The 24,846-nt window shown below is 70.0% G+C and carries 22 protein-coding genes and 4 pseudogenes; 15 read left to right on the top strand and 11 right to left on the bottom strand.

From position 1 onward, the window contains the following. A pseudogene (locus tag DT019_RS37405) lies at positions 1-153 on the top strand (IS256 family transposase); the annotation flags it as partial. Between the two features lie 137 nt (positions 154-290). Here the strand turns inward: DT019_RS37405 and DT019_RS37400 are convergent. Together DT019_RS37400 and DT019_RS37395 are read right to left on the bottom strand one after the other, a co-directional pair. Continuing rightward, positions 291-1,052 (bottom strand): annotated as a pseudogene (locus tag DT019_RS37400) (metallophosphoesterase family protein). Between the two features lie 341 nt (positions 1,053-1,393). Beyond that, complete coding sequence (locus DT019_RS37395) at positions 1,394-1,834, bottom strand: hypothetical protein (protein ID WP_114041458.1); 441 nt, start codon at positions 1,832-1,834, stop codon at positions 1,394-1,396. Positions 1,835-2,167: 333 nt separating this feature from the next. On the opposite strand from DT019_RS37395, the gene DT019_RS40620 reads away from it, so the two are divergent. Both DT019_RS40620 and DT019_RS40615 read left to right on the top strand, forming a co-directional pair. Then, positions 2,168-2,404, top strand: a complete 237-nt coding sequence (locus tag DT019_RS40620; protein ID WP_223279963.1) for a hypothetical protein — start codon at positions 2,168-2,170, stop codon at positions 2,402-2,404. A gap of 132 nt (positions 2,405-2,536) precedes the next feature. Then, positions 2,537-2,779, top strand: coding sequence for a histidine kinase (locus DT019_RS40615; RefSeq protein WP_223279962.1), 243 nt, complete (start codon positions 2,537-2,539; stop codon positions 2,777-2,779). 111 nt (positions 2,780-2,890) lie between these two features. Here the strand turns inward: DT019_RS40615 and DT019_RS37385 are convergent, their stop codons facing one another. Beyond that, complete coding sequence (locus DT019_RS37385; protein ID WP_114041457.1) at positions 2,891-3,577, bottom strand: response regulator; 687 nt, start codon at positions 3,575-3,577, stop codon at positions 2,891-2,893. A gap of 1,257 nt (positions 3,578-4,834) precedes the next feature. Between DT019_RS37385 and hypF the strand changes: the two genes are divergently transcribed. The 5 genes and pseudogenes from hypF to DT019_RS37365 all read left to right on the top strand — a co-directional run bounded on the left by hypF (position 4,835) and on the right by DT019_RS37365 (position 9,336). Continuing rightward, entirely contained in the window at positions 4,835-7,132 is a 2,298-nt protein-coding gene (gene hypF, locus DT019_RS37380) for a carbamoyltransferase HypF (protein WP_114041456.1), read from the top strand. A gap of 5 nt (positions 7,133-7,137) precedes the next feature. Beyond that, the gene (locus DT019_RS40610; protein ID WP_223279961.1) at positions 7,138-7,308 is read left to right on the top strand and encodes a HypC/HybG/HupF family hydrogenase formation chaperone; all 171 of its coding nucleotides are present in this window, start codon (positions 7,138-7,140) and stop codon (positions 7,306-7,308) included. Positions 7,309-7,808: 500 nt separating this feature from the next. Beyond that, on the top strand, positions 7,809-8,276 hold the full coding sequence (locus tag DT019_RS37370) for a Crp/Fnr family transcriptional regulator (RefSeq protein ID WP_114041455.1): 468 nt from the start codon (positions 7,809-7,811) through the stop codon (positions 8,274-8,276). Positions 8,277-8,280: 4 nt separating this feature from the next. After that, positions 8,281-8,454: pseudogene (locus DT019_RS40605) on the top strand (CBS domain-containing protein); the annotation flags it as partial. Positions 8,455-8,625: 171 nt separating this feature from the next. Next, positions 8,626-9,336: pseudogene (locus tag DT019_RS37365) on the top strand (response regulator). On the opposite strand, the gene DT019_RS37360 reads toward DT019_RS37365, so the two are convergent. Both DT019_RS37360 and DT019_RS37355 read right to left on the bottom strand, forming a co-directional pair. Further along, positions 9,266-10,975, bottom strand: a complete 1,710-nt coding sequence (locus tag DT019_RS37360; RefSeq protein ID WP_114041454.1) for a GAF domain-containing protein — start codon at positions 10,973-10,975, stop codon at positions 9,266-9,268. The pseudogene DT019_RS37365 and the gene DT019_RS37360 sit on opposite strands and share 71 nt — an antisense overlap. A gap of 433 nt (positions 10,976-11,408) precedes the next feature. Further along, positions 11,409-11,906: a hydrogenase maturation protease gene (locus DT019_RS37355; RefSeq protein WP_114041453.1), complete on the bottom strand. Its 498-nt coding sequence runs from the start codon at positions 11,904-11,906 to the stop codon at positions 11,409-11,411. A gap of 170 nt (positions 11,907-12,076) precedes the next feature. Between DT019_RS37355 and DT019_RS37350 the strand changes: the two genes are divergently transcribed. The 5 genes from DT019_RS37350 (at position 12,077) to DT019_RS37330 (ending at position 18,958) form a co-directional block, all read left to right on the top strand. Continuing rightward, positions 12,077-12,946 carry a universal stress protein gene (locus tag DT019_RS37350; protein ID WP_114041452.1) on the top strand — a complete coding sequence of 290 codons (870 nt, stop codon included), beginning with the start codon at positions 12,077-12,079 and terminating at the stop codon, positions 12,944-12,946. A gap of 73 nt (positions 12,947-13,019) precedes the next feature. Beyond that, positions 13,020-15,365, top strand: a complete 2,346-nt coding sequence (locus tag DT019_RS37345) for a phosphoketolase (protein ID WP_114041451.1) — start codon at positions 13,020-13,022, stop codon at positions 15,363-15,365. Between the two features lie 27 nt (positions 15,366-15,392). Next, positions 15,393-16,238 carry a universal stress protein gene (locus tag DT019_RS37340; protein WP_114041450.1) on the top strand — a complete coding sequence of 282 codons (846 nt, stop codon included), beginning with the start codon at positions 15,393-15,395 and terminating at the stop codon, positions 16,236-16,238. A 191-nt stretch (positions 16,239-16,429) separates the two neighbouring features. Continuing rightward, entirely contained in the window at positions 16,430-17,353 is a 924-nt protein-coding gene (locus DT019_RS37335) for a hypothetical protein (RefSeq protein WP_147267405.1), read from the top strand. 1,101 nt (positions 17,354-18,454) lie between these two features. Beyond that, positions 18,455-18,958 (top strand): RICIN domain-containing protein, encoded by a 504-nt coding sequence (locus DT019_RS37330; protein ID WP_114041448.1) that lies wholly within the window; start codon positions 18,455-18,457, stop codon positions 18,956-18,958. An 84-nt stretch (positions 18,959-19,042) separates the two neighbouring features. Here DT019_RS37330 and DT019_RS37325 read toward each other — a convergent pair whose 3' ends face one another. The 5 genes from DT019_RS37325 to DT019_RS37305 form a co-directional block, all read right to left on the bottom strand. After that, the gene (locus DT019_RS37325; protein ID WP_114041447.1) at positions 19,043-19,654 is read right to left on the bottom strand and encodes a two-component system response regulator; all 612 of its coding nucleotides are present in this window, start codon (positions 19,652-19,654) and stop codon (positions 19,043-19,045) included. 522 nt (positions 19,655-20,176) lie between these two features. After that, positions 20,177-20,383 (bottom strand): GAF domain-containing protein, encoded by a 207-nt coding sequence (locus DT019_RS37320; RefSeq protein WP_114041446.1) that lies wholly within the window; start codon positions 20,381-20,383, stop codon positions 20,177-20,179. 110 nt (positions 20,384-20,493) lie between these two features. Further along, a complete protein-coding gene (locus DT019_RS37315; protein ID WP_189390290.1) occupies positions 20,494-21,057 on the bottom strand; it encodes a bile acid:sodium symporter in 564 nt (187 codons plus the stop codon). Positions 21,058-21,440: 383 nt separating this feature from the next. Further along, positions 21,441-21,779 carry a DUF1801 domain-containing protein gene (locus DT019_RS37310; RefSeq protein WP_114041444.1) on the bottom strand — a complete coding sequence of 113 codons (339 nt, stop codon included), beginning with the start codon at positions 21,777-21,779 and terminating at the stop codon, positions 21,441-21,443. 284 nt (positions 21,780-22,063) lie between these two features. After that, entirely contained in the window at positions 22,064-22,438 is a 375-nt protein-coding gene (locus DT019_RS37305; protein WP_114041443.1) for an STAS domain-containing protein, read from the bottom strand. Positions 22,439-22,675: 237 nt separating this feature from the next. Here DT019_RS37305 and DT019_RS41185 point away from each other — a divergent pair, with 237 nt between their 5' ends. Continuing rightward, positions 22,676-23,161: a transposase gene (locus tag DT019_RS41185; RefSeq protein ID WP_114041442.1), complete on the top strand. Its 486-nt coding sequence runs from the start codon at positions 22,676-22,678 to the stop codon at positions 23,159-23,161. Between the two features lie 54 nt (positions 23,162-23,215). On the opposite strand, the gene DT019_RS37295 is transcribed toward DT019_RS41185, so the two are convergent. Beyond that, the gene (locus DT019_RS37295; protein ID WP_114041441.1) at positions 23,216-23,626 is read right to left on the bottom strand and encodes a nuclear transport factor 2 family protein; all 411 of its coding nucleotides are present in this window, start codon (positions 23,624-23,626) and stop codon (positions 23,216-23,218) included. Positions 23,627-23,989: 363 nt separating this feature from the next. On the opposite strand from DT019_RS37295, the gene DT019_RS37290 reads away from it, so the two are divergent. Next, entirely contained in the window at positions 23,990-24,832 is an 843-nt protein-coding gene (locus tag DT019_RS37290; RefSeq protein ID WP_114041440.1) for an SGNH hydrolase domain-containing protein, read from the top strand. The last annotated feature ends 14 nt before the right edge of the window (positions 24,833-24,846 follow it).

Below are 24,846 nucleotides of genomic sequence, written 5' to 3'. Positions count from 1 at the left end.
ATCCGCCTGGTCGGCGCCGTCCTGGCCGAGCAGAACGACGAATGGACCGAGGCCCGCCGCTACATGGGACTCGACCTCCTCGCCAAGGCCCGCCTCCACCCGATCGAGTCAGAAACCCACGACACCGACCCACCCACCGAACTCACCGCATAGCCTCAAAACGAGATCACCGAGTGACCGTCGATACACCACTCCCGCGGACGTGACCGGACCCGGCAGCGTCCGCTGCCTGCTTGTCGTGGCGGCTTCCCGGGCCGCGGGCGCGCCACGCTGGTGGCGTCGGGACACCGTCACGGTGCATCACTGCGTCCGTCCCGCGGCGCGAAGGCTTCGAGAGCGTCTGCGTCGGTTGCCCGGGCATGAAGGAAGTAGTCGGCCCACTCGGCGATTTCGGGGTAGGAGGAGTCCTGTGTGACCTGGGTGATCGCGGCCTCCACGTCGAAGTCGGTCGATCGCAGTTCGACGCCGGGGCCCAGGAGTGCCCAGTGGGCCCCGGGCCGTCCGTAGGGCATGCCGACGCTGCCGGGGTTGATGACGAGTCGGCCGTGGGCGAGACGGACAAACGGCATGTGTGTATGTCCGCAGACCACCGTACGGACATCCGGGTCGAGCTCGCTGAAGACCTCTCGCCAGCGGTCAAGGCGTCAGTCCACCAGGACGACCTCTTCATCGTCACGAGGGGTGGCATGGCAGAACAGCGTCTTCCCCAGGCCGCGCACTGGCAGAGAGACTGAGCGGGACAGTTGGCCGAGATGGTCGAGGTGGTCTTCGCGTAGTTGTTCGGCGGCCCAGGGAGCGATTGGATCGGGGATCGAGTCGCGTTGGCCCCGGCGGTATTCGAGGAGTTCGCGGTCGGCGTTGCCGCTGATCCAGACGATGCGGTCGCCGAGACTGATCAGCAGGTCGAGAACCTGGGTCGGCTGCGGGCCAGCGATGATGTCGCCGGTCAGCACGATGCGATCGGCGGCGCTTACTTCTGGTTCGGCGAGCACGGCCTCCAGGGCGGGCAGGACTCCGTGGATGTCGGACAGGACGGCTACTCGGTTCAGCATGGTCACCACTGTGGGATGAGGTGCGATCGGAGGCGGGACCGTTCGCCGGACGCGTAGTTCAAGTGGTGACTGCTGCAGCGCGTGCGGTCATGGGCGTGCTTATTCCGGATCCTCCTCATCAACGCTGGTGCCGATCACCGTGGTTCGCGGTGCGGGTGGGCGGCTCACTCGGCTTGCCCCAGCGGCGGACTCGCGAAGCCGGACGATCTCCTCGTGCTGCGCGTCGGCCAGCAGAGGACGACCGCGCGGTGACCTGGAATGTCTCCACACGATAGTGATGCGGCCCGGATGTGGCCCGCCGATTCCTGGGCAAGGGCATACGGAGCGGCGCTCGACGCCGGTCAGCGCCCTCCGGGGAAGGCGGCGCGCAGTGCAGAGCCGCGGGTCATGAACGCGACTCGGATGACGGGCAGCATGCAGACGCCCTGCATCATGATGTACCACGGCGGACAGACACCGGGGATCAGGTCGACGCCGATGATCGCGATCGGCATGATGACGGTGAGAGCCCTCACGCGCTCGAAGGCCCGTCGAGATCCCCGGGAAGCGGATCCTGTCATCCGGTAGATCAGCAGGGCGACTACGGGCAGCAGGACTGCCCGGACCCACATGAACGTGTTCACCGTGGAACCGCTGACCGATACCGCGATGACCGCGAAGAGGGCGGTGGCGCTCAGTGCGCCGTGAACCTTGATGCTGCTCTTCGCTGCGTCGAAGGCCCCGTGGGTGCGGGGGGTGTTGAGGAGTGCTGCCTCGGCCGTGGAGTGCGCGTTGTTTTCCATGCTTGCGACGCTATGAATTGCTTGGCTGACGCGGTATCCGCCTGGACACACAGGCGGGTGGGGCTAGCCCCACTCCCTGCCCGAACAGGGAAGGAGCGGGCTCCGCGCGGTGCACAGGGGGAGCACCGAACGGCAAGCGAGGGAGGGGTCATGAGGCAGCTGGGTTCGTGGCGTGCGTCGGTGTGGGTTTCGTGCGGGGATGCGTCGTGGCGGTCGCCAGCATGCTGGTCCCAGCCGTGTGGGCCGCCGCCGCGGGGCTGGGGATCTGGTGGTGGCGGGAAACCCGTGGTCGTGGGTGGCGCCGCCCGTGCTGGTGGACGGGGGAGGCTCGCGTTGTCCGGCCCGGTCTGCCGGATGGTCCGCTTCCTCGTCGCGAGATGGACCGCCACCGCCATCCCTGCCGGATACCGGCAGGCCGGGCCGGTGATGCGGATGTCCACCGGCTACTGGCGGAACGGCTTCTCCTACGAGCGCAGCCGCCGGGACGCCCACCTGGACAAGAAGAGGCGGGTCCGGTGGAGAGCCCCAGCCAACTGGCGCGACCTGCGGTTCACGGGGATATGCCGCTGACCGGGGGCGTGGTCGCCGCCCTACCGTCGGCCGGGGTGGCCGCGGCGGCCCTCGGGCTCGGCAGGCCGGGGCTCGCGACGCGCCTCGCCGGGCGCTCGGCCTGGTCGTGGCCGTCGCCTCCGCCCCGTACGCTTGGCGGCTCGTCGAGCTGATCGCTGTCCGCTTCCTGCGTCGGTTACCTGCGATGGTGCTGACGGACCGGAGGATGAGCTGACCGCTCAGCGCGCGGACTCGAGGGTCGCGCAGGCTGCCGAGATCCGCCGGATCGAGCGGGACCTGCACGATGGGGCGCAGGCTCGCCTGGCTGCACTCGGGCTCTCCTTGGCGACCGCTGAGAAGCTGATGGAGAGCGACCCGCCCGCCAACGCGTCCTAGATCGCAGGGTGGTCGTCCGTGAGCGGGGGAGAGGGGCGCGGTATGGGCCGTAGCCGCTCTCCCTGGCCTTCTCCGGCGGCCCGTCCGAGCCGGGGTCGCCCCTGCGCGCGGTCAGCGTTCCTTGTCCGTCATGTGGTTGAACTGCGTCGCCAGGACGGCCGCTTGGATACGGCGTTCCACTCCCAGTTTCGCGAGCAGGCGCGACATATGGTTCTTGACGGTCTTCTCGGACAGATAGAGCCGCTGGCCGATCTGTCGATTGGTCATGCCTTCGCCGATCAGGGCGAGGATGCTTCGCTCGCGTTCGGACAGTCCGGCAAGCCGCGGATCTTCCTGCGCAGCCTCGGGTCCGCGCAGGCTGCTCATGAGACGGGCGGTGGTGGCGGGGTCCAGCATGGACCGGCCAGACGCGACGGTTCGCACCGCGGTGACCAGGTCGGCCCCTTTGATCAGCTTCAGGACGTATCCGGCGGCTCCGGCCATGATCGCGTCGAGCAGCGCGTCGTCGTCGTCGAACGACGTCAGTATCAGGCAAGCCAGTTTCGGCAGCCGGGACCGCAGTTCGCGGCAGACGGTGATGCCGTCGGTGTCGGGCAGCCGGATGTCAAGGACCGCCACGTCCGGGCGCAGCGCCGGGCCACGGACGAGCGCCTCCTCGCCCGTGGACGCTTCGCCGACCACTTCGAGATCGGGCTCGGCGTCCAGCAGGTCGCGAACTCCACGGCGTACGACCTCGTGGTCATCGAGGAGGAGGATCCGGATGGGGGCTTGCGAAGAGAAAGGGCGCGTGTCACTCACGTGTGTCTCCTGCCTCCTGGTCACGACGGCTCCAGGGTGTCGGGCGGAGCGGTGCAGTGGCAGGGGCCGAACGGCCCATTGATCTGGAGGCCGCGCGAACGCGAGGGGCGCTCGTAGCGCGAATCGGCCAGGGAGACAACGCCTCAGGGCTAGGGGACTTGGGCGGCCCGGTCCGGGGCGGGTGGCCTTCGGCGGTCGACGCGAGGGGCCCTTGTCGAAAACACCGCCCCGGCCCTCGGTTTCCGGCGGGCTCGCGCAACAGACTCTGCTCCGCGCGCACGGTGACTGCACCAGCGACGAGCCATCCCCAACGGGCAGGCTGGTGAGCCAGTTTGAGCCGCCGTAGTGGACCGGCGCCGTTATGGCTTCTGCGTTCAGGGGCGCGCATGGTCCTGCCGGAGACCACTCACGGCTCCGACGTGAACGCCCTGCTCTGTGCCACTGCCTTGCTTCGAGACCAGAACGCCCTGACGTCCAATGGGCGGCTGGTCGGACGGTTGGGCCGCTGACACGCTGCTCGCCAGGCCGGTTGGCGGTGAGTCGGGATGGTCGTGGAGCCAACCTCGGCAGGATCCGCGGCGATGACCGGGAACGCTCGCATGTTCGGGCATCGGGGTCGCTGGTTCGCCGGTACCGGTTCTCCCGGCACCGCGACAGCGAGCGGTCCTCAGCCTGACGGGTCAACGCACATCGGGGCAGCCGTGTGGTGAGCGCTGAGGCGGGGAGTCCCGGGTCGCTGTTCCCCAGTGAGGGGCGGCCACCGCCGGGAGAGAAAGCGACGACGGCGGTGACCGCCCTGCGCGCGGTGGTGGGTTGTCCCCCCCCTCCGCATCACCGCGCGCACGGTGTCCTCACCGGGAAGCCGGAGCATGCGGGAGACGCTCCGGCTCGACAGTCCGGGAGGACCCGGGCCGTAGCCGTGTATGTGTCGCTGCGGACACGGCTCCGGCCGCCTGTAAAAGCGCGCCGTTCGGGGCTCGGGGTCTCGGAGCCGCCCAAAGACTCTTGCGGCAGCCTAAAACCACCGGGTGCCTGTGAACAGACGACATCCGGGCATCGGCTGGCCGGGAGGGCGAACCGGGCCGGCGGGAAGGGCCGTTCGGCCCCTGCCGCCGGGCGATGGGGCAATCGCAGACTGAGAGCATCCCGGGGCTCCCCGGCGAGGAGAGGTTATGGCCGACCGGACACGGTCCGCTGGGGCACGGCTCGCCCTTGCGTGGCCGACCGACCGGGCCGCCCGGGGCTGAGGAGAGCTTCATGGATCAGCGTGTTGCGGTGCGTTTCGACGTGGTGGGAACCGTTCAAGGGGTTGGCTTCCGCCCCTTTGTCCACCGCCTTGCCACGCAACTGCGCCTGGACGGCTGGGTGTGCAACAGCGGGGGCCACGTGGCCGGCGCGGTGGCCGGCCCACCGGAGGCAGTCCGCGCCTTCCGACAACTGGTGCGTACCGACGCCCCCGGGGAGGCACGGGTACGGAAGGTCCATCTGACGGCTTTGTGCGGGAGCTCGCCGGTTCCCGGCTCCGGGTTCACCGTTCGGACCAGTACCGCCGCACCTGTCGCGATGGCGGGTCCCAGAGAGGTTCCGCCGGACGCAGCCACCTGCGGGGCCTGTCTGCACGAGCTGTTCGATCCTGCCGACCGCCGGTTCCGCTATCCCTTCATCGCGTGTTCCGACTGCGGGCCGCGCGCTACCGTCATCGAGGCGCTGCCCTACGACCGGGACCGCACCACGATGCGCCACTTCCCGCTGTGCCCGGCCTGCTCGCGGGAGTACACCGATCCCCTCAACAGGCGCTTCCACGCCGAGCCGCTTGCCTGCCCGGCCTGCGGGCCCGAACTGAGCTGGGAGGGGCTGCGCGGAGAGGCCGCTTTGCGCTCGGCCGTCACGTGCGTGGCGGACGGAGGGATCATCGCGGTCAAGGGGCTCGGCGGCTACCAGCTGGTGTGCGATGCGACCGCCGAGGCAGCCGTCGCCGAGCTGCGTCGGCGCAAGGACCGCCCGGCCGAACCGTTGGCCGTGATGGCTCCGGATCTGCGCACCGTACGGCGGTTGGCCCGGGTTTCAGCCACTGAGCGAAAGCTCCTGGCCTCGCCGGTGCGCCCCGTTGTGTTGCTCGCCGCCCGCGAGCACACGCCGGTGGCTGCCGCTGTGTACCCGGGGGTCCGGCGTATCGGCGTGTTGCTGCCGACCACGGGCCTGCACCATCTGCTGCTCGGCGAGCTGGCCGGCCCGCTGGTCGTCACCAGCGGCAATCAGGCAGGCGGCCCGATTGTCACCGATGACGCGGAGGCCCGGCATGCGCTTGGACCGGTTGTCGACGGCTTCCTGGGCCACGACCGGCCCATCAGGGTCCGGTATGACGACTCGGTGGCGCAGGCCGTCGGGCGCGCGGTGGTCACGATCCGACGGGCCCGGGGCCTGGCCCCGGGCCCGGTTCCGCTGCCCTGGCCTGCCCGGAGCGCGCTGGTGGCCGCCGGTGCTCAGCTTGAGCACACGTTCACCCTTGCGGAGCGACGCAGCGCTCATATCGGCCCGCACACCGGCGATTTGGCTGATGTGGCCTCTCTGGAGGCCTTCACCAGTGCTTACCGCGACCTCAAAGCCCTGACCGGTATCGAACCGCGGGCGGTGGCTCATGACCTGCACCCCGGGTACCTCTCGACGCGATGGGCTCACAGGCTGCGGCTGCGGCGGATCGCCGTGCAGCACCACCATGCCCACCTCGCCGCGTGCGCCGCCGAGCACGGCCTGCGCTCTCCCTTCCTGGGCGTGGCCTACGACGGTCTCGGCCTCGGTGACGACGGCTCCCTGTGGGGAGGTGAGGTGCTGGTCGCCGACCTTGCCCAGTACCGCAGGGTGGGCCGGTTCGCGACCGCGCCCCTCCCCGGCGGCGAGGCAGCGGTGCGCCACCCCTCGCGGATGGCGCTCGGCTACCTCGACGGAGCTGAGCCGCTGGGGACGCCCCGGCCCTACAGCTGGCTGACCGAACCGTTCGTCGAGCGCCTCGACCCTGTCATGGCCGGTGCCGTCCAGTCCATGGTCGCGCGGAACATCAACTGCCCACGAGCCTCCAGCGCGGGGCGGCTGTTCGACGCCGTGGCCGCGCTGCTCGGTCTCGCCGGGACCGTGAGCTATGAGGGGGAGGCGGCCCTGGCTCTGGAGTCGGCGGCCGGGGCGAGGCACGCCCGGCCGTTCACCGCCCGGATCGTCCGGGCTGGAGGCCTGTGGGTGTACGACCCCTCGCCCACCCTCAGCGACCTCCTCGAGCGTCAGGCCTCGGGCGAGGCCGTCGCCGAGCTGGCGGCCGCCTTCCACGTCACGATCGCCATCGCCACCGCCGAACTGGTCGGCCGGGCCGTGCAGGAGGGAGCGCCGCGCACGGTCTGTCTCGCCGGCGGCTGCTTCGTCAACCGGCGCCTGTTGACCGACGTCCGGCGCCGCCTGAGGGCGCAGGGTTTGCGGGTCCTGACCGCCAGTGCCGTCCCGCTCGGCGACGGCGGTATCAGCTACGGACAGGCCGTGGTCGCGGCAGCGCGGCTCGCCAAGGAGTGAAGCCCGTGTGTCTGGGCATACCCGGCTGGATCACCGAGACCCACGAGGAGACCGGACTGCTGATGGCGACGGTCGACTTCGGTGGAGTGCTCCGCGAGGTCCGTCTCGCCCACACTCCGCGAGCCGCCGTCGGAACGTACGTGATCGCACGTCGGGTTCGCCATTACGGAGATTGACGGGGTGGAGGCGACGAGGACGCCGGCCGTGCTGCGGGCGATGGACGAAGCAGCGAAGGGCGCGCTCGGCGAACCGCTGCCCGGCGGTCGCGGGGGCCGCACCTGAGGGGGGCCGGGTCGGCTTCCGTGCCGGCATCGAGCCGTGGAGTGCCAGACGCCATTGCTGGAGACAGCGGGGGCGCCGACGGTCCGGAACGGGTGTTTATGGTGGCTCCAGGCTGCCTCCGGGCGTAATCGACCTCAAGGCTCCGGTCGCGGCCAGAAGGGTCCTGTACGGGCCAGGCATACGGGCCGGACTCCGCATCGGCGCCGGTCGTTGGGTTCGCCCGTGACCCAGCGGCAGCCCGCCCCTGCGTGGCCGGGGCGTACGAGAACAGGACCCTTTCGGCACGGGGCCGGGACCGGTCGGCCCTGCCCCCGCTCATCGTGAAGGCGCACACTGAGAGTGTGCGACGAGGGCATGCGTGCGACGGCACGGGACCTCAGGGACGGAGGCCGCCATGATCGGGACAAATCGGCTACTGGACACGTTGCCCTCGGAAAGCCGTGAACGGCTGCTGGCGCTGGCCAGGGAAGTGACCTTCCCGGCGGGCACGCGGATCTTCTCGCAGGGCAGCCACGCCGACCGGTTCTGGATCATCCAGTCGGGAAGCGTCCACCTCGACATCCATGTGCCGGGCCGCAAAGCGGCCGTGATCGACCATCTGCGGCCGGGCGATCTGCTGGGCTGGTCGTGGATGTTCCCGCCGCGCACCTGGCAGTTGGGGGCGCAGGCGGCCGGCGATGTCCGAGCGCTGGAATTCGACGCCGCGGTGGTGGATGCCCTGTGCGACGCCGACCCGGCACTGGGCCAGAGCCTGGCCCGCCGTGTCGTCGAGACCGTCGGTCACCGGCTGCGGGCCACCAGGATCCGCCTGCTCGACCTGTACGGACCGTACGGAAGCGGCAACACCTTGCCGCTGCGCTGAAGGGATGCGCCGTGAACGATCTGTCGCCTGCTTCGTGAGCGATGTCATGACCCGCCGTGTGGTCGCCGTGCTGCGCACCGCGCGGTTCAAGGAGATCGTTGAAACCATGGCGCGCTGGCAGGTCAGCGCCATGCCGGTGGTGGACGCGGAGCGCCGTGTCGTCGGCGTGGTGTCCGAGGCAGACCTGCTGCTGAAGGAGGAGTCCCAGGGTCTGGCCTCGATGGGGTCCGGGCGGACACGGCATCCGGCGGACCTTGCCAAGGCCGGGGCCTCGACCGCGCAGGAGCTGACGAGCAGCCCCGCGCTCACCGCCCATGAGGACTTGACGCTGGCCCAGGCCGCGCGGCTGATGGCTTTGGACGACCACGAGCTGGTCCGGCGCGGATTGCACGATCTGCTGGACGCCGAACCGGACATCGTCGTAGTGGGGGAGGTGGGCACCGTGGACCGGGCTCTGGCCCGGGCGCCGGCGCTGCGGCCCGACGTTGCCGTTCTGGAGTGCGCCTGCCGGACGGCGACGGCATCAGCACCTGCCGGGAGCTGCGCTCTCGGCAGCCTGGCCTGGAATGCCTGATGCTGACCTCGTTCGACGACGACGCGCTACTGGACGCGGTCTTGGCGGGTGCGTCCGGCTATGTCCTCAAACTCATCAACGGGGCCGATCTGCTCGGCGCGGTACGGACCGTCGCCTCGGGCCGATCCCTGCTCGACCCGGACACCCCCGCGCGCCTCCTGCGAAACCTGCGCCACGACGATGAGGGGCCGGAGGAAGCCGAGGACTCGGCGCTGTCGCGCTTGACTCCGTGTGCAGCCGAGATCGTGGCGTTGATCGGGGAAGGGCTGACCAACCGTCAGATCGGCAAGGCGCTGTATCTCTCAAGAGCAGACGGTGAAGAGCCACATCTCGCGGGTGCTGGCCAAACTCGGTGTGGAACGGCGTATTCAGGCGGCGGTGCTGGCGCTGCAGCCGCATCCGCACGAGGACTCTTTCACTTCAGGCCGCGCAGCGGGACCGTCCACTCCAGATGTGTGCCCTCTTCGGGGCCTCGGCCGACGCTGAGGTCGCCTGCGAGCCGCGCGGCCCGCTCCTCCAGATTGCGCAGCCCGCTACGCCGGCCGTCCGCGACGCACCCCACCCCGTTGTCGGAGACGGTCACCGTCAGATGCTCCTTGCGTACGACCAGGGCCACCTCGGTCCGCGTGGCCTGGGCGTGGCGTGCCACGTTGGACAGGGCCTCGCTCAGGACCGCCAGCGCTTCGTCCGCGACCGCCCGCGGCACATCCGTATCCAGCAGGCCCTCCATCCGCAGGGCCGGAGTGAAGCCGAGGGCTGGTACCGCCTCCTCCACGGACCGTGCCGCCCTGGCGCGCAGGCCCGAGCCGGGTGCGTGGAGTTCATGGGCGCGGAGCCCGAATATGGTCGAGCGGATGATCTTGATGGTCTCGTCCAGATCGTCCACCGCCCGGTGCAGGCGCTCCTCCGCCTGCGGATGCTCGACGAAACGCTGCGCACTCTGCAGCGTCATTCCGGTCGCGAACAGCCGCTGGATGGCTAGATCGTGCAGGTCTCGCGCGATGCGGTCCCGGTCCTCCAGCAGGGTGACCTGTTCGGCGACCCGGCGGCGCTCCGCGAGTTCCAGGGCAAGCGCCGCCTGACCGGCGAACCCCGGCAGTGGCGCCGTCTCCGTCTCGTTGAACACGGACCGGCCGGCCTGGCGTGCCAGTACCAGGACGCCCCGGGCGCCCATCGGAACCGCCACCGCGGGACCCAGTCCAGCCCATCGTGTCGGCTCGTACGTGATGCGCGGATCTGTCGACACGTCCGGGGTCGCCACGAGACCGGCGGCCTGCAGGGCTGAGCCGGCCAGCGTGCCCTCGACGGGGACGAGGCGTCCGCGGTGAGCCTCTGCCCCGAGGCCCAGGGCCAGCGCACCGCGCAGGCCCGCCGAACCCTCCACAACGAGATCGACGACACCCAGGTCGGCCGAGGTGATCTGCCGCGCGCGGTCGACCATGGTTTCCAGAACCCGGGCCTCGGGCATCCCGGACAGCAGGCCGGCGGTGAATTCGGCACTGGCTTCCAGCCACACCTCGCGCAGCCGTGCCTCCTCGTACAGCCTGGCGTTCTCGATGGCGACGCCGGCAGCCACCGCGAGGGTGGCGAGTACGGACTCGTCCTCGTCGTCGAACTGGGCTCCGCCACGTTTCTCGGTCATGTACAGATTGCCGAAGACCTCGCCCCGCACGCGTATGGGAACGCCGAGGAAGGAGCGCATGGGCGGATGATGGGGTGGGAAGCCGGAGGAGGCCGGGTGCTCCGAGAGTTCGGCCAGCCGCAGCGGCTCCGGGTGCCGGATCAGCTCGCCGAGCAGCCCGTGGCCCGTCGGGAGGTCACCGATTTCGGCCCGCAGATCGTCGGCGATGCCTACCGGCAGGAACTGTGAGAGCTTGTCGCCCTGGCCGACGACCCCGAGCGCCCCGTACTCGGCGTCCACCAGCACCACGGCGGTCTCGACGACGCGCCGTAGCACCTGGGGGAGGTCCAGCTGCCGCCCGACGGAGAGCACCGCCTCCAACAAGGTGTGGAGACGGTCACGGGTTCCCCGCACGGCGTCGACACGCGTCTGCAGTTCTTCGAGCAGCTGGTCAAGGCGCAGCTGTGGCAGCTGCCCCGGCCCCCGTCGCGCGTCCCCACTCATCGGTGCCTCCGCACGGATCCCCTGGACAGCCGCTCCCTCCTCTCCACGGTAGTGACCAGACGTCTGTCGTACGCCGAGAGCGCAGCAAGCTGACCGATACGCACTATCGATGAGGGCGCGGTCTCGTGGCGGCTCGGTTTGCCGCACCGTCAGTTGGCCAGCGGTCCCCGGGGGCAGGGCTGGGACCGATCGGCCCTTTCTGCGCCCCAGAGGGGCAGGCAGCCCCTGGACCGCGGGGGAGGCAAGGTGGCGTGGGCGGAGCCGGCCGCTCGCAGGAAAGCCCCTTGTCCATGGTGGTGCCCCCGGTCGGCGCGGTTGGCGGACGGACAGCGGGAACGCCCGTTCGGGCCGAACGGTTCCGCCGGGCCCGCGGCACAGGACGCCGCGTCGGGTGGGAATTCGCCTGGCGCCTTCTCGCGGCGTGCCGCTCAACTCAGCTGCGGGCGGCGGCGTCGCGGTGCCGGGTGATCTCGGCCTCGACCTCCTCGGCGAGCCGTTGGACCACTTCCCCGACCGCTTCCGAAAGGCCGGTGCCGAGGGAACTGTCCGCGCCCTCTACTGCGTAGACGACGAGCCGCCCGGGCAGTCTGCCGAGCACCCGGGCGAGCTCGACGGCCTCGCCGAGGCCGAGGCCGTGCGAACTGGTCGCGGGGGTCTGCAGCCTCCGAGCGTCCAGCTCCAGGTGGTGTACATGGCCGGGGCGTGCGGGGTGCGCGTGCGCTGCATCCACGACAACCGCGAGGTCGGCGCCCTCCCACAGGTTGATCAGGCGCACCGGGTCCCCGTCACGGGTGGCCAGGACAGTGCCGGCGGGAAGCGGCCGGGCCGCGGCGCGCTCCCTCAACCGGTCGATCACCGCCCAGCCCACACCGTCGTCGCGCCGGAAGTCGTTGCCGACTCCGATGACGGCTATGCGCGTACGAATGGTCATCACGCCTCCTTCCGTCAACGGGTCCCTCCACCTTGTGGAAGGCGGACGGTGAGCGGCATGGGCCGAACGTCCCACTCTGGGGCCGGTTCGCCCCTCCCCGTGGGGGGCCGATGGTGGAAACGTCCGGTACGGCGCCCCGCTGGGGCGCGCCGTGAAGGAGGTGCCAGACCATGGACAAGCCGGTGATCGTGGGAGTTGACGGTTCCGAGCAGAGTCTGCGAGCACTTGACTGGGCGGTGGATGAGGCAGCTGTACACGGTCTGGCCCTGTCCGTTGTCCATTCCCAGGCCTGGGGGTGGTACGAGGGGTACGGTCCGTCGTTCGGCGCCAACCGGAGCGCTCTTCGGGTGTACGCCGAGAATGTCGTCGGGTCCGCCGTCGAACGCGCCAACCGTCGTGCCACGGCCGTCAAGACCTATGGGGAGCTGGTCACCGAGGATCCGGCCGCCGTACTGACCAGGATGAGCCGTGAGGCTTGCATGGTCGTGGTGGGCGGCAGGGGAGCGGGTGGCCTGGCCGGACTTCCCCTGGGATCGGTCGGACTCGCAGTCGCCGCCCGGGCCGAATCGCCGGTGATCGTCGTGCGCGGGGAGGAACAGTGCATCCGGCATGCCTTCCGGCGCATGGTCGTCGGTATCGACACGGCCAAACAGGCGGGTCACGCCGTCGAGTTCGCGCTCCGGGAGGCCCGGCTGCATGGCGCCCGCCTGACCGCGGTGCACGCCTGGCGCTGCCCGGCTCGGGAGGTCCCGGATCACCCGGACCACCGGGCGGACGCCGCACGGCACCGGGCACTGGCGGAGGAAGTGCTGCGCGCGGCCCTCATGCCCGCCGCTCGGGTGAAAGGCGCGGTCGAGGTGCGACCGGAGATCGTCGAGGGTCATGCACGCGCGGCACTCTTGGACGCGGCACTCACGGCCGATCTGCTCGTGGTCGGGGCCCGCCGGCGCAGGAGCCACCTGGGCATACAACTCGGCACCGTCAACCACGCAGTGCTCCACCACGCGGCATGCCCGGTGGCGGTGGTTCCACACCCCTGACAGCTGGTACGCGCGTCACCGGCGCGAGGTACCTGAACCGACCGACGCACCATCTCAACCCGGAGGAGTCACTGTGACGAAGGACCGGCAGCTCGACCTGGCAGCCCTGGATCTCCACTGGCGGGCGGCCAACTACCTGGCCGCGGGCCAGATCTACCTGATGGGCAACCCGCTGCTGGCCGAGCCGCTGCGCCCCGAACACATCAAGCCCCGGCTGCTGGGCCATTGGGGCACCTCGCCCGGCCTGAACCTGGTTCACACCCATCTCAACAGGGTGATCAAGGACCGCGGTGTGGACGCCCTGTGCGTCTGGGGTCCAGGGCACGGAGGGCCAGCCGTGCTCGCCAACTCCTGGCTGGACGGCACCTATTCACAGATCTATCCGGACGTGAGCCGGGACGCGGCAGGCATGGAGCGCCTGTTTCGGCAGTTCTCCTTTCCCGGTGGCGTTCCCAGCCACGTCGCGCCCGAGACGCCCGGCTCGATCCACGAGGGCGGCGAACTCGGTTACTCCCTCGCGCACGCCTACGGGGCCGCCTTCGACAACCCAGGTCTTTTGGTCGCTTGCGTGATCGGCGACGGAGAGGCCGAAACCGGGCCGCTCGCCACCTCCTGGCACTCCAACAAGTTCCTCGACCCCGTGCACGACGGCGCGGTCCTTCCGATCCTCCATCTCAACGGCTACAAGATTGCCAACCCGACGGTCCTGTCCCGTATCCCACAGGCCGAGCTCGACGCGCTGCTCACGGGCTATGGGTATGAGCCCATCCACGTGACCGGATCGGACCCGGCCCGGGTGCATCTGAGCATGGCGCGCGCCATGGACCACGCCCTGGAGCGGATCGGGCAGGCCAAGAAGCGCGGCAGCCAGCGTCCGGCGTGGCCGGTGATCGTGCTGCGCACCCCCAAGGGCTGGACCGGACCCGCCGAGGTCGACGGCGTGCCCGTCGAAGGGACCTGGCACTCCCACCAGGTGCCGCTCGCCCATGTGCGCGAAAACCCGGAACACCTGCGACAGTTGGAGAGCTGGCTGCGTTCCTACCGGCCGCAGGAGCTCTTCGACACCGACGGCCGACCCACCGATCAGGTGCTGGCCTGCGTACCGGAAGGCGACCTTCGGCTGGGCGCCAACCCGCACGCGAACGGAGGTCGTCTCACCAGGGAACTGCCCATCCCACCCCTGGAACACTTCGCCGTCCCGGCCGACAAGCCGGGCGTCACTCTGCATGAGCCGACCCGGGTCCTGGGCGGCCTGCTGGCTCAGATCGCGGCCGACACCTCCCAGCGCCGGGACTTCCGGGTGGTCGGCCCGGACGAGACCGCCTCCAACCGCCTCGAAGCGCTGTTCGGCGTCACGGGCACGGCGTGGCAGGCCGCGACCCTGGAGACCGACGAGCACCTCGCCCGGGACGGCCGCGTCATGGAGATTCTGTCCGAACACCTCTGCCAGGGCTGGCTGGAGGGCTACAACCTCACCGGCCGGCACGGTCTCTTCTCCTGCTACGAGGCGTTCGTCCACATCGTCGACTCGATGGTCAACCAGCACATCAAGTGGCTCAAGACCTCCCGCCGACTGTCCTGGCGCGCCCCCATCCCCTCGCTCAACTATCTGTTGACCTCCCACGTATGGCGCCAGGACCACAACGGGTTCTCGCATCAGGACCCCGGGTTTGTCGACCACGTGCTCAACAAGAGCCCGGAGGTGGTCCGCGTCTATCTGCCGCCGGACACCAACACCCTGCTCTCGGTGGCCGACCATGTCCTGCGCAGCCGGGACTACGTCAACGTGATCGTCGCCGGGAAACAGTCCTGCTTCGACTGGCTCTCGCTGGATGAAGCCCGCACGCACTGTGCGCGCGGGGCCGGAATCTGGGAGTGGGCCGGCACCGAGGACGGCACCCGGGAACCGGACGTGGTCCTGGCCTGCGCCGGCGACGTGCCCACCCAGGAGGTGCTCGCCGCCGCGGCCCTGCTCCGGCGGCATCTGCCCGACCTCGCGGTCCGGGTGGTCAACGTCGTCGACATGACCAAGCTGCTGCCCCGGGAGGAACACCCGCACGGGATGCCGGACTTGGAGTACGACGCGCTGTTCACCCGGGACAAGCCGGTGATCTTCGCATACCACGGCTACCCATGGCTGATCCACCGCCTTGCCTACCGCCGGGCCGGACACGCGCATCTGCACGTACGCGGCTACAAGGAATCCGGCACCACGACGACCCCCTTCGACATGGTCGTCCGCAACGACCTCGACCGGTACCGGCTGGTCATGGACGTCATCGATCGCGTTCCCGGCCTGGCCACCCGGGCGGTCGCCGTCCGGCAGACCATGGCCGACAACCGCACCCGCCATCACGCCTGGATCCGGGAGCACGGCACCGACCTCCCCGAGGTCGCGGACTGGACCTGGACCGGGTGACCCGAAACCGCACCCAGGAGGTGCGTCATGCAGCACATCATCACCGCCGGCATCGACGGTTCCGTCGAGAGCCTGGACGCCGCCGACTGGGCGGCCCGTGAAGCCCTCCGCCGGGGCCTGCCCCTCCAACTGCTCCACGCAGGGGAGGAGCCAGGAGCCCGCACCGGCCTGCCCGAACTGGACGTTCCGGCCGACCGGGTCCGCCACACGCTGGAAGACGCCGCGCGACAGCTCTCATACGCCCACCCCGCCCTGGAGATCACTCGCCGTCGCGCGGCAGGTCCCGCGGCCGACGCCCTCGTGAGTGCCGCCGGCTCATCCGAGGCGCTGGTACTGGGATCCCGGGGCTTCACGGGCTTCGCCGGATTCCTGGTCGGCTCGGTGGCCCTCGCGGTCTCCGCACGCGCCACGTGCCCCGTCATCCTGGTCCGAGCAGGAGAGCGCCCGGAAGACGAACACTGGGACTCGGAAGCCGGACCGTACCGCCCCGTGGTCCTCGGCCTTGACCTGGACCACCCCTCGGACGACCTTCTCGCGTACAGCTTCGAGGCCGCGGCAACCCGGCGTGCACCCCTGCACGTCCTGCACACCTGGACGGTCCCTCTGGCCCCGTCGGCTTCGGCCGTAGACCCGGTCGCCGAGAAGAGGGCGGCCTTGGCCGCGGCCCTGTCCCCATGGCGCAGCAAATTCCCCGAAACGGAAGTCAGCGAGAAGGTGCTCCACGGCCGGGCGAGCCACCACCTGCTCATGGCGTCGACCAAGGCGAGCCTGCTGATCGTCGGCCGCCGTGTCACAAGTGGAGCCCGACTGGGGCCAGTTGCCCACTCGGTGATCCATCACAGTCTGTGCCCGGTCGCGGTGATGCCGCACTGACATCCCCACATGAGCGCGTGCGGGCTGTCGCGCCGCACCGAGGGCAAGGCCTGCGGCGCCCGACACATCATCGCCAGGCTGTCATCCGCGGGGGCCCACAGAACCAGACTCTGCCGGGATCGGGATGCTCCCGGCCGCCACGCCATATAAGCCAGGCACGGCAGAAAGCCTGCCGGTGTCCGAGGGGAGACATGATGGGATCGGGAGCCGACAACGCCGGGGACGACATGGTGGTGGGGCGTACCAACCAGAGCGAGGAGCGCACCATCCTGGTCGCGAAGGCAGGCGACGGAGCGCTGGACGGCTACGGCGAGGACTTCGTGCTGCGGGTGGCGATCGAGAACGACAAGGTGCTGCGGGGCACTTCCGAGGGCGTGGACGCCATCCACGCCAAGGGGACCATCGCGTTTCCTGGCCAGGCGGCGGGCAACGGGATGGTGGCGACCGGAGCCAACGGTGTCGTCGGCTACGTACACGGCGCACCGCGTGACAAGGAGCAGGAACAGCAGGTGCAGGCGGGCGTGCTGGGATTCGGCGGCACTGCCCTGCCCGGTGTCTTCGGGCGCGGCGCACCCGGCGTGCTCGGCTATGGGCAGGGCGCGGCCAGGGACGCCGCCTGGGAAGCCGCGGATCCCTCGGCCGTGCTCGGCAGGGCCGAGGGCGTCGGCATCCGGGGCAAGGGCGAAGACGGCGGTGTCCGCGGGGAGAGCGAGAACAGCTTCGGCGTGGAAGGCAAGAGCACCTTCGCCCCTGGCGTGCACGGACAGAGCGCGCTGGGCATCGGCGTTCTCGGAGAAGGGGCCCCTGGCGTGTCCGGCCTCGGCCCGGGCAACGCGAACGGCGGCCAGTTCGAGTCACAGGCAGGCGCTCAACTGCGCTTGCTGCCGCGTCGAACGGACCCGCTCAGCTCTCCGCTGCCGGTGAGCCCCACCGCGATCCCCGTCGAACGCGGTCGAGGACCCGAGCTCCCGAGGACCGGGCGGGCCGGCGAACTCACCGCGCTCCAGGACCCGTCCGGCACCTGCACCCTCTGGTTGTGTGTAAGCGACCTCGGCGAGGGACCGGCCCGCTGGGCCCAGGTGCTGCTCGGGCCGACGTTCGACGGTCGCGCCTGACATCCGCTCTCAGGGTGAGGGGTTGAGGACGACGATGCGTCCCCGTGCTCGCTTCCGCAGAAGGCGGCAAACCGTCCTCCGGGACCAGTACGACCGGGGGCGCCACGCCTAGCCACCCGCACCCGCTCGGCACCCGGTCCGCTCACGGCTGGGGCGGGAAGTTGCGGAGTGGAGCGATCGGCAGGGCGCCGCTCCAGACCGACGGGACGATGTGGATCGAGGGCCTCGCCGCATACTTTTTTGACCGGGAGGCCGCGTCACCGGGGCCCAGGAACTCCAGCTGTGGCGGGTGACGACGGTGTGGATGAAGCCCTGTCCGGGTCGGTAAACGTGGCGGGGCGAGTGCGGACGAACGAGAACGCGGCGAGCGCCAGCAGGGTGGATGCGCACAAAACGGTGCGGGCGGCGTGGTACGGATCGGGCGGCGGAAGTGGTGCGCTGACGGTCACGATGAAGTGCGGCGTGGCCCACGATCAGCCAATGAGCGCTGTCCGCATCCCGGTTGCCGGGGCCGTTCGGTGTTCAGGCAGAGCGGCTCGATGTCCCAGATCCGGTGAGCGCGGTGCAGCGCCGCACCCTGGTGGGCCGGGACCGCGTACGGTGATCCGCCTGGATGCAGTCGTCCCTTGCTTCCCCTGCTCCGCCATGAGCGTCCGACGCCCTTGCCCGCCGGCGGGGCGTGGATGGTTGTGCTTCGGGGGAGAGCGCCGTGAGCGTGGGCATCGGTCATGCGCCGGACATGTATGTCCGGTGCGGTGGGTGTGAAGGTACGTCGGCTGGCCTGGGACCGCGTATTGACGCGTGGGTGCTTCGAGCGGATTTCGTCGAGGTCCGCCGCGGGACGGGAGGCAGGTGCGGCGATGGGGAGTAGCGTCAACGCTCTGGCGGTCAGTCGGCCGCCGGAGGGGCGCGAGAGGCGACTGCGCCGCTGGTCGGATCAGCGTCGGTGTTCGGACCCGGACCGCTGCCTTCAATGGACGTTGGGGCCGCTGGCGAATGTCTCGCAAGGGGCCCAGCCGGGAGTCCAGGGGCGTTTCGAGGCGATCTGACGCCCAGACATCGTGCTTCATTGACTTCTCGTGGCATAGCCGGAGGTGTCCCATGCGCGTGCGACGCAGTCTGTTCGCCTTTCTCACCGCAGTGTTGGCGGTCGTGGCCCTAGCTCTTGCCGGAGCACCGGCACACGCCGATGGCTTCGGTAACATCAATGTCTGGCATTCCAGCCACTGCCTCGACAACGCCACCGAGAACTACGCCAAGCTCCAGATGTGGTCCTGCGACAGCGGTTCCGACGAGCAGTGGCTGCTCGGATACAACCCGCAGACCACGCTGTTCAACTTCACCAATCAGCGCACTGGCCGATGCGTCACCGCACCGGCCTCCGGATCGGGGAGCGTCACGATGGCGTTCTGCAACGCGACCGACCCAACCCAGCAGTGGGGCGTCTATGCCGCTGACAATCCGGACGGGTCGGGCTGGTACGACGTGTGGGTCAACCAGTCGAGCGGACTGTGTCTGTCGACGCCCAGTGTGCGCAACGGCACTGTCGTGCAGACGACACCCTGCGACCCCTCGGACCAGTACGACCGCTGGCACAACGCATAGCTACGCGCACGGCCTCGTCCTGGAACTCCCTCATGTCGGGGGCTGGCTCTGGTCGTGTGTCAGGCTCTGCGTGGTGACACGGGCCTATGCGGAGGCATGGCCAGGGGCGGTTTCCTCCAGTTGTTGACGGAGCTCCATGAGGTCCTCGCGGTCCGCCACGGTGGCCAGTTGACTCAGCAGGCGCCCGATGTGCTGGTCGTCCGCTGCTTCCACCGCCGCGACTATCGCCGAGATGAGGCCGCTGGCCGCGGCTGGTTGCTCGGGAGACACGGGGGTCGGGGCGGGGGAGCGCGACGGGGAGTGCTGCACTGGCTGCGGTGCACCCTGATACAGGTACTGGACCTTGATGCGCAGGGCCCACGGGTCGACCGGTTTGGAGATCAGATCGGCGACGCCCAGCTCAAGGGCGTGGGCCACCAGGCGCGGGTCCGGAGCCAGGCCAGTGATCAGGATGACGGGAATGGAGCGTGTCTGCGGTAGCCGGGACAGGTATCGCACCACTCCCAGGCCGCTCACGCCAGGAATGCGCACATCAACGACGGCGACGGCCACATCGCCGCGCAGCGCGGCCTTCAGCGCGGCATCGCCGTTGGCGGCTGTGATGATCGGATGGCCCAGCGGGCCCAGGGCGCTACGCAGTGCGAACAGGGTGTCCTCGTGGTCGTCGACCACGAGCAACTTCGTGGACGGGGTCACGGTCCGCTCCCCCTTCTGGCGTGGGTGGCGCCAGTCTAGGCCCGTTCCTCTTCGCCCTGCCCCCGGTCGGGGCCCCGGGACGTGAGGGAACGTTCCCCCTGTCAACGGGTGAACTCTGGCCGGATTGCGCGGTGTTGGTGGTGCCCGCCTCAGTTCTTCGCCCGGTCGTTAAAGGGGGCACGGTGTACCCGCCGTCTGCCTTCCCCGTTGGCTCCGGTCCGCGAGTTGGCAGCCCGGACGGCCGGGAGACCGTACCCGCAGCAGCCCCGTACCGTGTCCTGGACCGGCCTCGGCCGCCGACATGGCTCCCGCACCATCCGGCCCGCCTGTCGAGCACGGCCACAGGGGCTCGTGGAGGGCAGCCGGGCCCCCGCCGCACGCGGCCGCCACCAGTGCCATATCCCACCCGGCGGTGGCCGCTCACGTCCCGACCCGCCGTGCTCGCGGCGAAGTGACATACCCGCAGGGTGCGCACCATGCGCCAGCCCGCCTCACGAGGGTCCGTGTTCCGGCGGCATCGGCTCAGAGCAGGCCGGCGGCGCGGGCCGGGGTTTGCAAGGTGCCGTGCTGTGCGGCCGTCCATGCGGTGGCCTGGCGATGGTGGGCGGAGACCACGCCGACGAGCGCGCCGTCCCGATGGGTGATCGGCGGCGAGACGACCGCCCCCACGCCGGCGTCCTCCAGCACCTCCAGGGCCGGGGTCCCCAGGAAGACCGGATGTGCCGTCACCCCGGCGCCGCCTACCGGGAGGTGGCGACATCAAGGTCACCTGGCACAGAGAGAGGTACGAGCGGCAGGCCGCTGGGGCCGGCGCCCAAGGGGCGGAGCCGGGCGGGGGCTCATACTTCGGGCCGGTGTGAGAACCAGGTGGCGGCCAAGACCGCGGCCGCGCTGGTGTTGTTCATGCCGGTGGCGAGCGTGAGGGAAGGGTGGTCCGGGCCGTTGCACCGGGTCCAGCGGGACAGCCACCGGCCGAGCAGGAACGAGAGGGCGCACGCCATGGCGGACACCACAAGTGCCAGAGCCAGCAGATCGGGATCCGGGTGGGCGAGCGCCTGGCCGAGCGCACCGGCGGCGTTGATGTAGCAGAGCAGCACAACGTTCACGAGGTTAAGTGCTTTGGCCCAGGGCAGCACTCGTGCGATGCGGCGATCGCCGAGCAGGGCCCGCGCGGGGATCCCTACCAGGCGGGGCAGCACGACCGAGGCCAGAGCGAAGGGGCCCGCCCCTGTACCGGCGAGGCTTACGAGGCGGGTGGTGTCGTCCAGGCCACCGGTGCCTGCGGGACCGACGAGCTGGCGGGCCAGGTGTAGTCCGAGCGGGACGGTCAGCGGGCTGAGCAGTGTCGAGCCGAGCACCATCGCCACGACCAGCGGGACGTTCCCACCGGCATTCTGCCCCATGATGCCGCTCCTCCCGCGATGGGCATCGCCAGCACGAGCATCACGCCGACTAGGAGGCATTCGGCCTCAACAAGGTCGGGCCATGAGCGCAGAAAGAGCGCGAGGGCAGGCAGCGCCTGTGTCAGCTCTGCACTGAGCGACTCCTGGGTCGCGTTGGCCGAGGCGGGCAGCGGCATCGCCCGACGAAACCGCACCGAACTGGTCCTGCCCGGCGCGTAATCTGCCGCAGCTTCCCTCTCCCGTCGGTCAACCTGCACACACGGACATGTCGTGCCGTCACGCCCCAAGGCCAGAAGAACGGGTGTCGACCCACATCCAATTGGGGGCGGAACGCCGTCAGGGCGTCCGTCTGGTTGTGCCTGCTGGCCGGGCCGGGCGCCCGGTCAGGGGTTCAGTGCGGCACGGATGAGAGCGCGAAGTTCATCGTCAGTGATGGCCGCCATGTCCGGGGGTCGCAGACGAATGGTGGCCTTTCCGCTGATGAGCGTGGGGTGGCGGGAGCTGAAGCCACCATCGCGGTCGGTGCCCCATCCGTAGATCGAGACGCCGTGCTGCCAGACACCGATGTGGAGCCTGCGCGTTTCGACCTCGTAGGTGGGCATTCCGTACGCCAGCGCCACGCGCGCCTGCGGGAATTCCTTCAGGATCAATCCGCTCACCCGGTCGAAGAGCGGGCGGTGACCGGGCGCAATCGCGTCGATGTACTCCTGCACAGGGTCCATGCCACCCATTCTCGTCGCCTCGCGAGCCGCCGCTGTTGCGCCGCACGCCGGGCCTGACCGCTAGTGGGCGACAGGCGGGGAGAGGGAAAGGAGCTGTCCCGACGGTGGCGCTGAGGGTGGCAGGAGTGGCGTGAATGCACCTGGTCCGCCCTGGTGTCCGGGCGGCTTGCCGACAGCCTCGGCCCACCGCGATCGAGGCCAGGCGCCGTCCCCGGACCCGCACATGACGGCCCGCGTGTCGGTCCCGCTCACCGGCAGGGCTGCCTGCGGACGGGCAGGTGCTGTCACTCGCGGGCCGGGATGCGTGGCCGGAGGGCGTCGCCCAGGGTGGGGACCGGGCGGAACGGTTCGGTGAGCCCCAGGACGCGCAGCATCCGCAGGGTGAGGGGGTGGGGGCAGACCAAGAGCAATTCGCCGCCCCGCTCGTCCAGGCGGTGGCGTGTGCGGCAGAGCAGGGCGAGGCCGGAGCAGTCGAAGAAGGTTGCGAAGGTGAGGTCGATGACGATCAGCGCCTCCGGCGGGTGGCTCGCCGCGTCCAGGCGGGGCTGGAGCGTCAGGGCGGCTGCGATGTCGATGTCGCCGTGGAGCTCCATGACAGTGTGGCCGTGGGCCCGGTAGGTGCGCAGACGCCCGGGGTCGGGCGGAACGCCGTGGATCATGGCGGCATCCTCACTGCCGACGCCCCCCTCCTGGGGGCACGGTGATCGGGTAGGGCGGAGAGCCACCGGGGTCCGGGGTGACGACGTGGAGCGAGCGTAGAACCAGGGCTCTGGGTGGGGCGACCGAGGAAACGGTTCTCATGGGCTGCAATGCCCCCATTGGAGCGAAAAGCAACACAACGACTTGACATGCTTTGAAGCCAAGGCGGCTGAGGCGTCGGAGAGTTGAAGGCGACTGTGATCTGGCCTACGACTCGTTTTGCCCGCCGCCGGCAGGTGACGGGCCTGCTCGCCGAGTTCCACGACCGGCTGCGTGACCGCGTGCGGGACAAGGAGGGCGGCCCACCGGACCCGACAGCCGCGATCGTGGACTCGCAGTCACTGCGGGCGGCGGCGGACGTCCCGCGCTCCACGTCCGGCTGGGACGGCGGGAAGAAGGTGGGCGGCCGAAGGCAGCGCCTGGTGGTGGACTGCCTCGGCATGGTCCTGGCCGTCGAGGTGACCGCGGCGAGCGTGCAGGACCGCGACCCCGGGCTGTATCCATGGCCCTTCGCTTCAGTTGGAGGCGGAACTCCCCATGCAGGCGCCCATCTGTTGGAGGGGCAGCGTTCCTTGGGGGCGGACGGACTCAACGGAGCGCGCGACGTGATGGACTTGAAAGAGCGGAGCACGAAACGGACACCGACTACCGCTCCGTCGCGCCGCCTCCTACACGTGTGCTGAGGCCGCTCGCGGACGGTGCCCAGTTCGTCAGGCTGGCCGAATCGGAGCAAACTACTATGGAAATTCGCCCAGTACCATACGGAGCCCCCGGGCTGTGTCCACGTACTCGCGGGCCCGGTGGATCAGCCCGTCCTGGATCTCGAAGACGAAGCAGAAGTCGTTGTCATAGTGGTTGCCGTTGGCGAGTGTTGCCGTCATGGTCGACTCCACGACCACCCGCTCGCCGTCGACGTAGACGCCGTGGAGGGTGACGGCGACGTCACGCGCGTACAAGCGGGGGAAGTCCTCGGAGAAGAAGAGCACGATCGCCTGCCTGCCCACCATGTGGTGGGTCCCCCCGAGCGCGACGGCACTGGGGTTCCCAGGAGGCGACAGCCATTCGGCGTCCTCGGTGAGGACTGCAGAGATCCGGTCCGGGTCATTGCTGGCGAACGCCTGGAAGGCGTCCTCGACGATGCTGCTCATGAACCCAATGTCGCCGTAGGCGTGCGGCTATGACTTGGACAGATGTTCCGACGGTGCGATCCCCTTGTGCGCGAGGGTGCGGCGGTGTTCGGGCTTGTCGGCAGGTCGGATGCCGTCCGTGCGGGTCCGCGGAAGACGCACCGCGCGGCGTCGGCGGGGGCCGATCGTCCGTCGAGCTACGTGAACGGGGCGGCCTCGGTGCGCGGCGGGCCGGTGTCGGGCACACCCTGGCCGTGCGGTTCTGCGGGGTGGCGCAGGGCCTTCGCGTGCGGGGGGCGCAGCTCTTTGACAGCCCTTCTTGTGTTGTGTGAGCGAATGATGACGACCGGCGGAATGCCTGCTGGGCGCTGTTGTGATGAGGGCATGAACAGCAACCATTCCGGTTCGACCGGCCACGCCCCCACCCGCCGCATCGCCTCCCGCGCCGCGATCGCGACAGCCCTCGCCGCCGTGCTCGGCGTCGCTCTGGTCGGCTGCGGCGGGCAGGGCAAGGACTCAGGGCAGCAGGGCCAGGCCGCAGCGTCAGGGGAGGCCGCGGCCGACAACGGCGCGAAGGTGCTCTGGGTGGGCGATTCCATCGCCGGCGCGGAGGCCCCCGCCTTGGAAGCGGCGTTGAAGGCCAGCGGGGTCGGCTTCAAGGACGCGTCCTCCGACGGCGGCGGCACGGTCGTCGACGGCGGTGACGAGATCACGGGCAAGATCTCCGGAGACACCTGGAAGCAACTGGCCGGGGACATCCAGTCGTTCCGGCCCACCGTCATCGCGTACCAGGTCACCACGTACGACTGGGGTGCGCAGGACAAGCAGCGCGCCGCCTACGAGAAGCTCGCCAGGACGGCCAAGGACGCGGGCGCGAAACTCGTCCTCGTGGCCGCCCCGCCCATCAAGATCGACGAGTTCTACCAGAAGCACGAACCGCAGATGCGCACCGCGCCCAAGGCCGCGGAGGAAGCCGCCAAGAACAGCGGTGGGGCGGCTGTCTTCCTGGACTCCTCTCCGCTGTGGGGCACCGACGCGGGCGCGGCGAAGGCCCAGCGCTCCTCGGACGGCATCCACAACTGCCAGCAGGGAGCCGCCGCCTTCGCCAAGTGGTTCAGCGAGCAGCTGGGGCGCCAGGCCGGGTTCACGCCCGCGACCGTAGACACCTGGGCCAAGGGCGCGTGGACCGGCGACGCCCGGTACGGCAACCTCAAGTGCGGCAGCTGAGGGGCCGCGCACCC

Source organism: Streptomyces sp. SDr-06 (genome assembly GCF_003324565.1).
Classification (GTDB): Bacteria; Actinomycetota; Actinomycetes; order Streptomycetales; family Streptomycetaceae; genus Streptomyces.
The sequence above is the reverse complement of the archived record's forward strand: the minus strand, read 5'-3'. Positions and strand labels throughout refer to the sequence as shown.

Excerpts from the sequence above, each read along its gene's own strand:
- DT019_RS37290 (WP_114041440.1), top strand. The coding sequence starts at position 23,990 with ATGAACAGCAACCATTCCGGTTCGACCGGCCACGCCCCCACCCGCCGC.
- DT019_RS37310 (WP_114041444.1), bottom strand. The coding sequence starts at position 21,779 with ATGGACCCTGTGCAGGAGTACATCGACGCGATTGCGCCCGGTCACCGC.
- DT019_RS37335 (WP_147267405.1), top strand. The coding sequence starts at position 16,430 with ATGATGGGATCGGGAGCCGACAACGCCGGGGACGACATGGTGGTGGGG.
- DT019_RS37350 (WP_114041452.1), top strand. The coding sequence starts at position 12,077 with ATGGACAAGCCGGTGATCGTGGGAGTTGACGGTTCCGAGCAGAGTCTG.
- DT019_RS37295 (WP_114041441.1), bottom strand. The coding sequence starts at position 23,626 with ATGAGCAGCATCGTCGAGGACGCCTTCCAGGCGTTCGCCAGCAATGAC.
- DT019_RS37305 (WP_114041443.1), bottom strand. The coding sequence starts at position 22,438 with ATGATCCACGGCGTTCCGCCCGACCCCGGGCGTCTGCGCACCTACCGG.
- DT019_RS37355 (WP_114041453.1), bottom strand. The coding sequence starts at position 11,906 with ATGACCATTCGTACGCGCATAGCCGTCATCGGAGTCGGCAACGACTTC.
- DT019_RS37395 (WP_114041458.1), bottom strand. The coding sequence starts at position 1,834 with ATGGAAAACAACGCGCACTCCACGGCCGAGGCAGCACTCCTCAACACC.
- DT019_RS37340 (WP_114041450.1), top strand. The coding sequence starts at position 15,393 with ATGCAGCACATCATCACCGCCGGCATCGACGGTTCCGTCGAGAGCCTG.
- DT019_RS37330 (WP_114041448.1), top strand. The coding sequence starts at position 18,455 with ATGCGCGTGCGACGCAGTCTGTTCGCCTTTCTCACCGCAGTGTTGGCG.
- DT019_RS37370 (WP_114041455.1), top strand. The coding sequence starts at position 7,809 with ATGATCGGGACAAATCGGCTACTGGACACGTTGCCCTCGGAAAGCCGT.
- DT019_RS37360 (WP_114041454.1), bottom strand. The coding sequence starts at position 10,975 with ATGAGTGGGGACGCGCGACGGGGGCCGGGGCAGCTGCCACAGCTGCGC.
- hypF (WP_114041456.1), top strand. The coding sequence starts at position 4,835 with ATGGATCAGCGTGTTGCGGTGCGTTTCGACGTGGTGGGAACCGTTCAA.
- DT019_RS37315 (WP_189390290.1), bottom strand. The coding sequence starts at position 21,057 with ATGGGGCAGAATGCCGGTGGGAACGTCCCGCTGGTCGTGGCGATGGTG.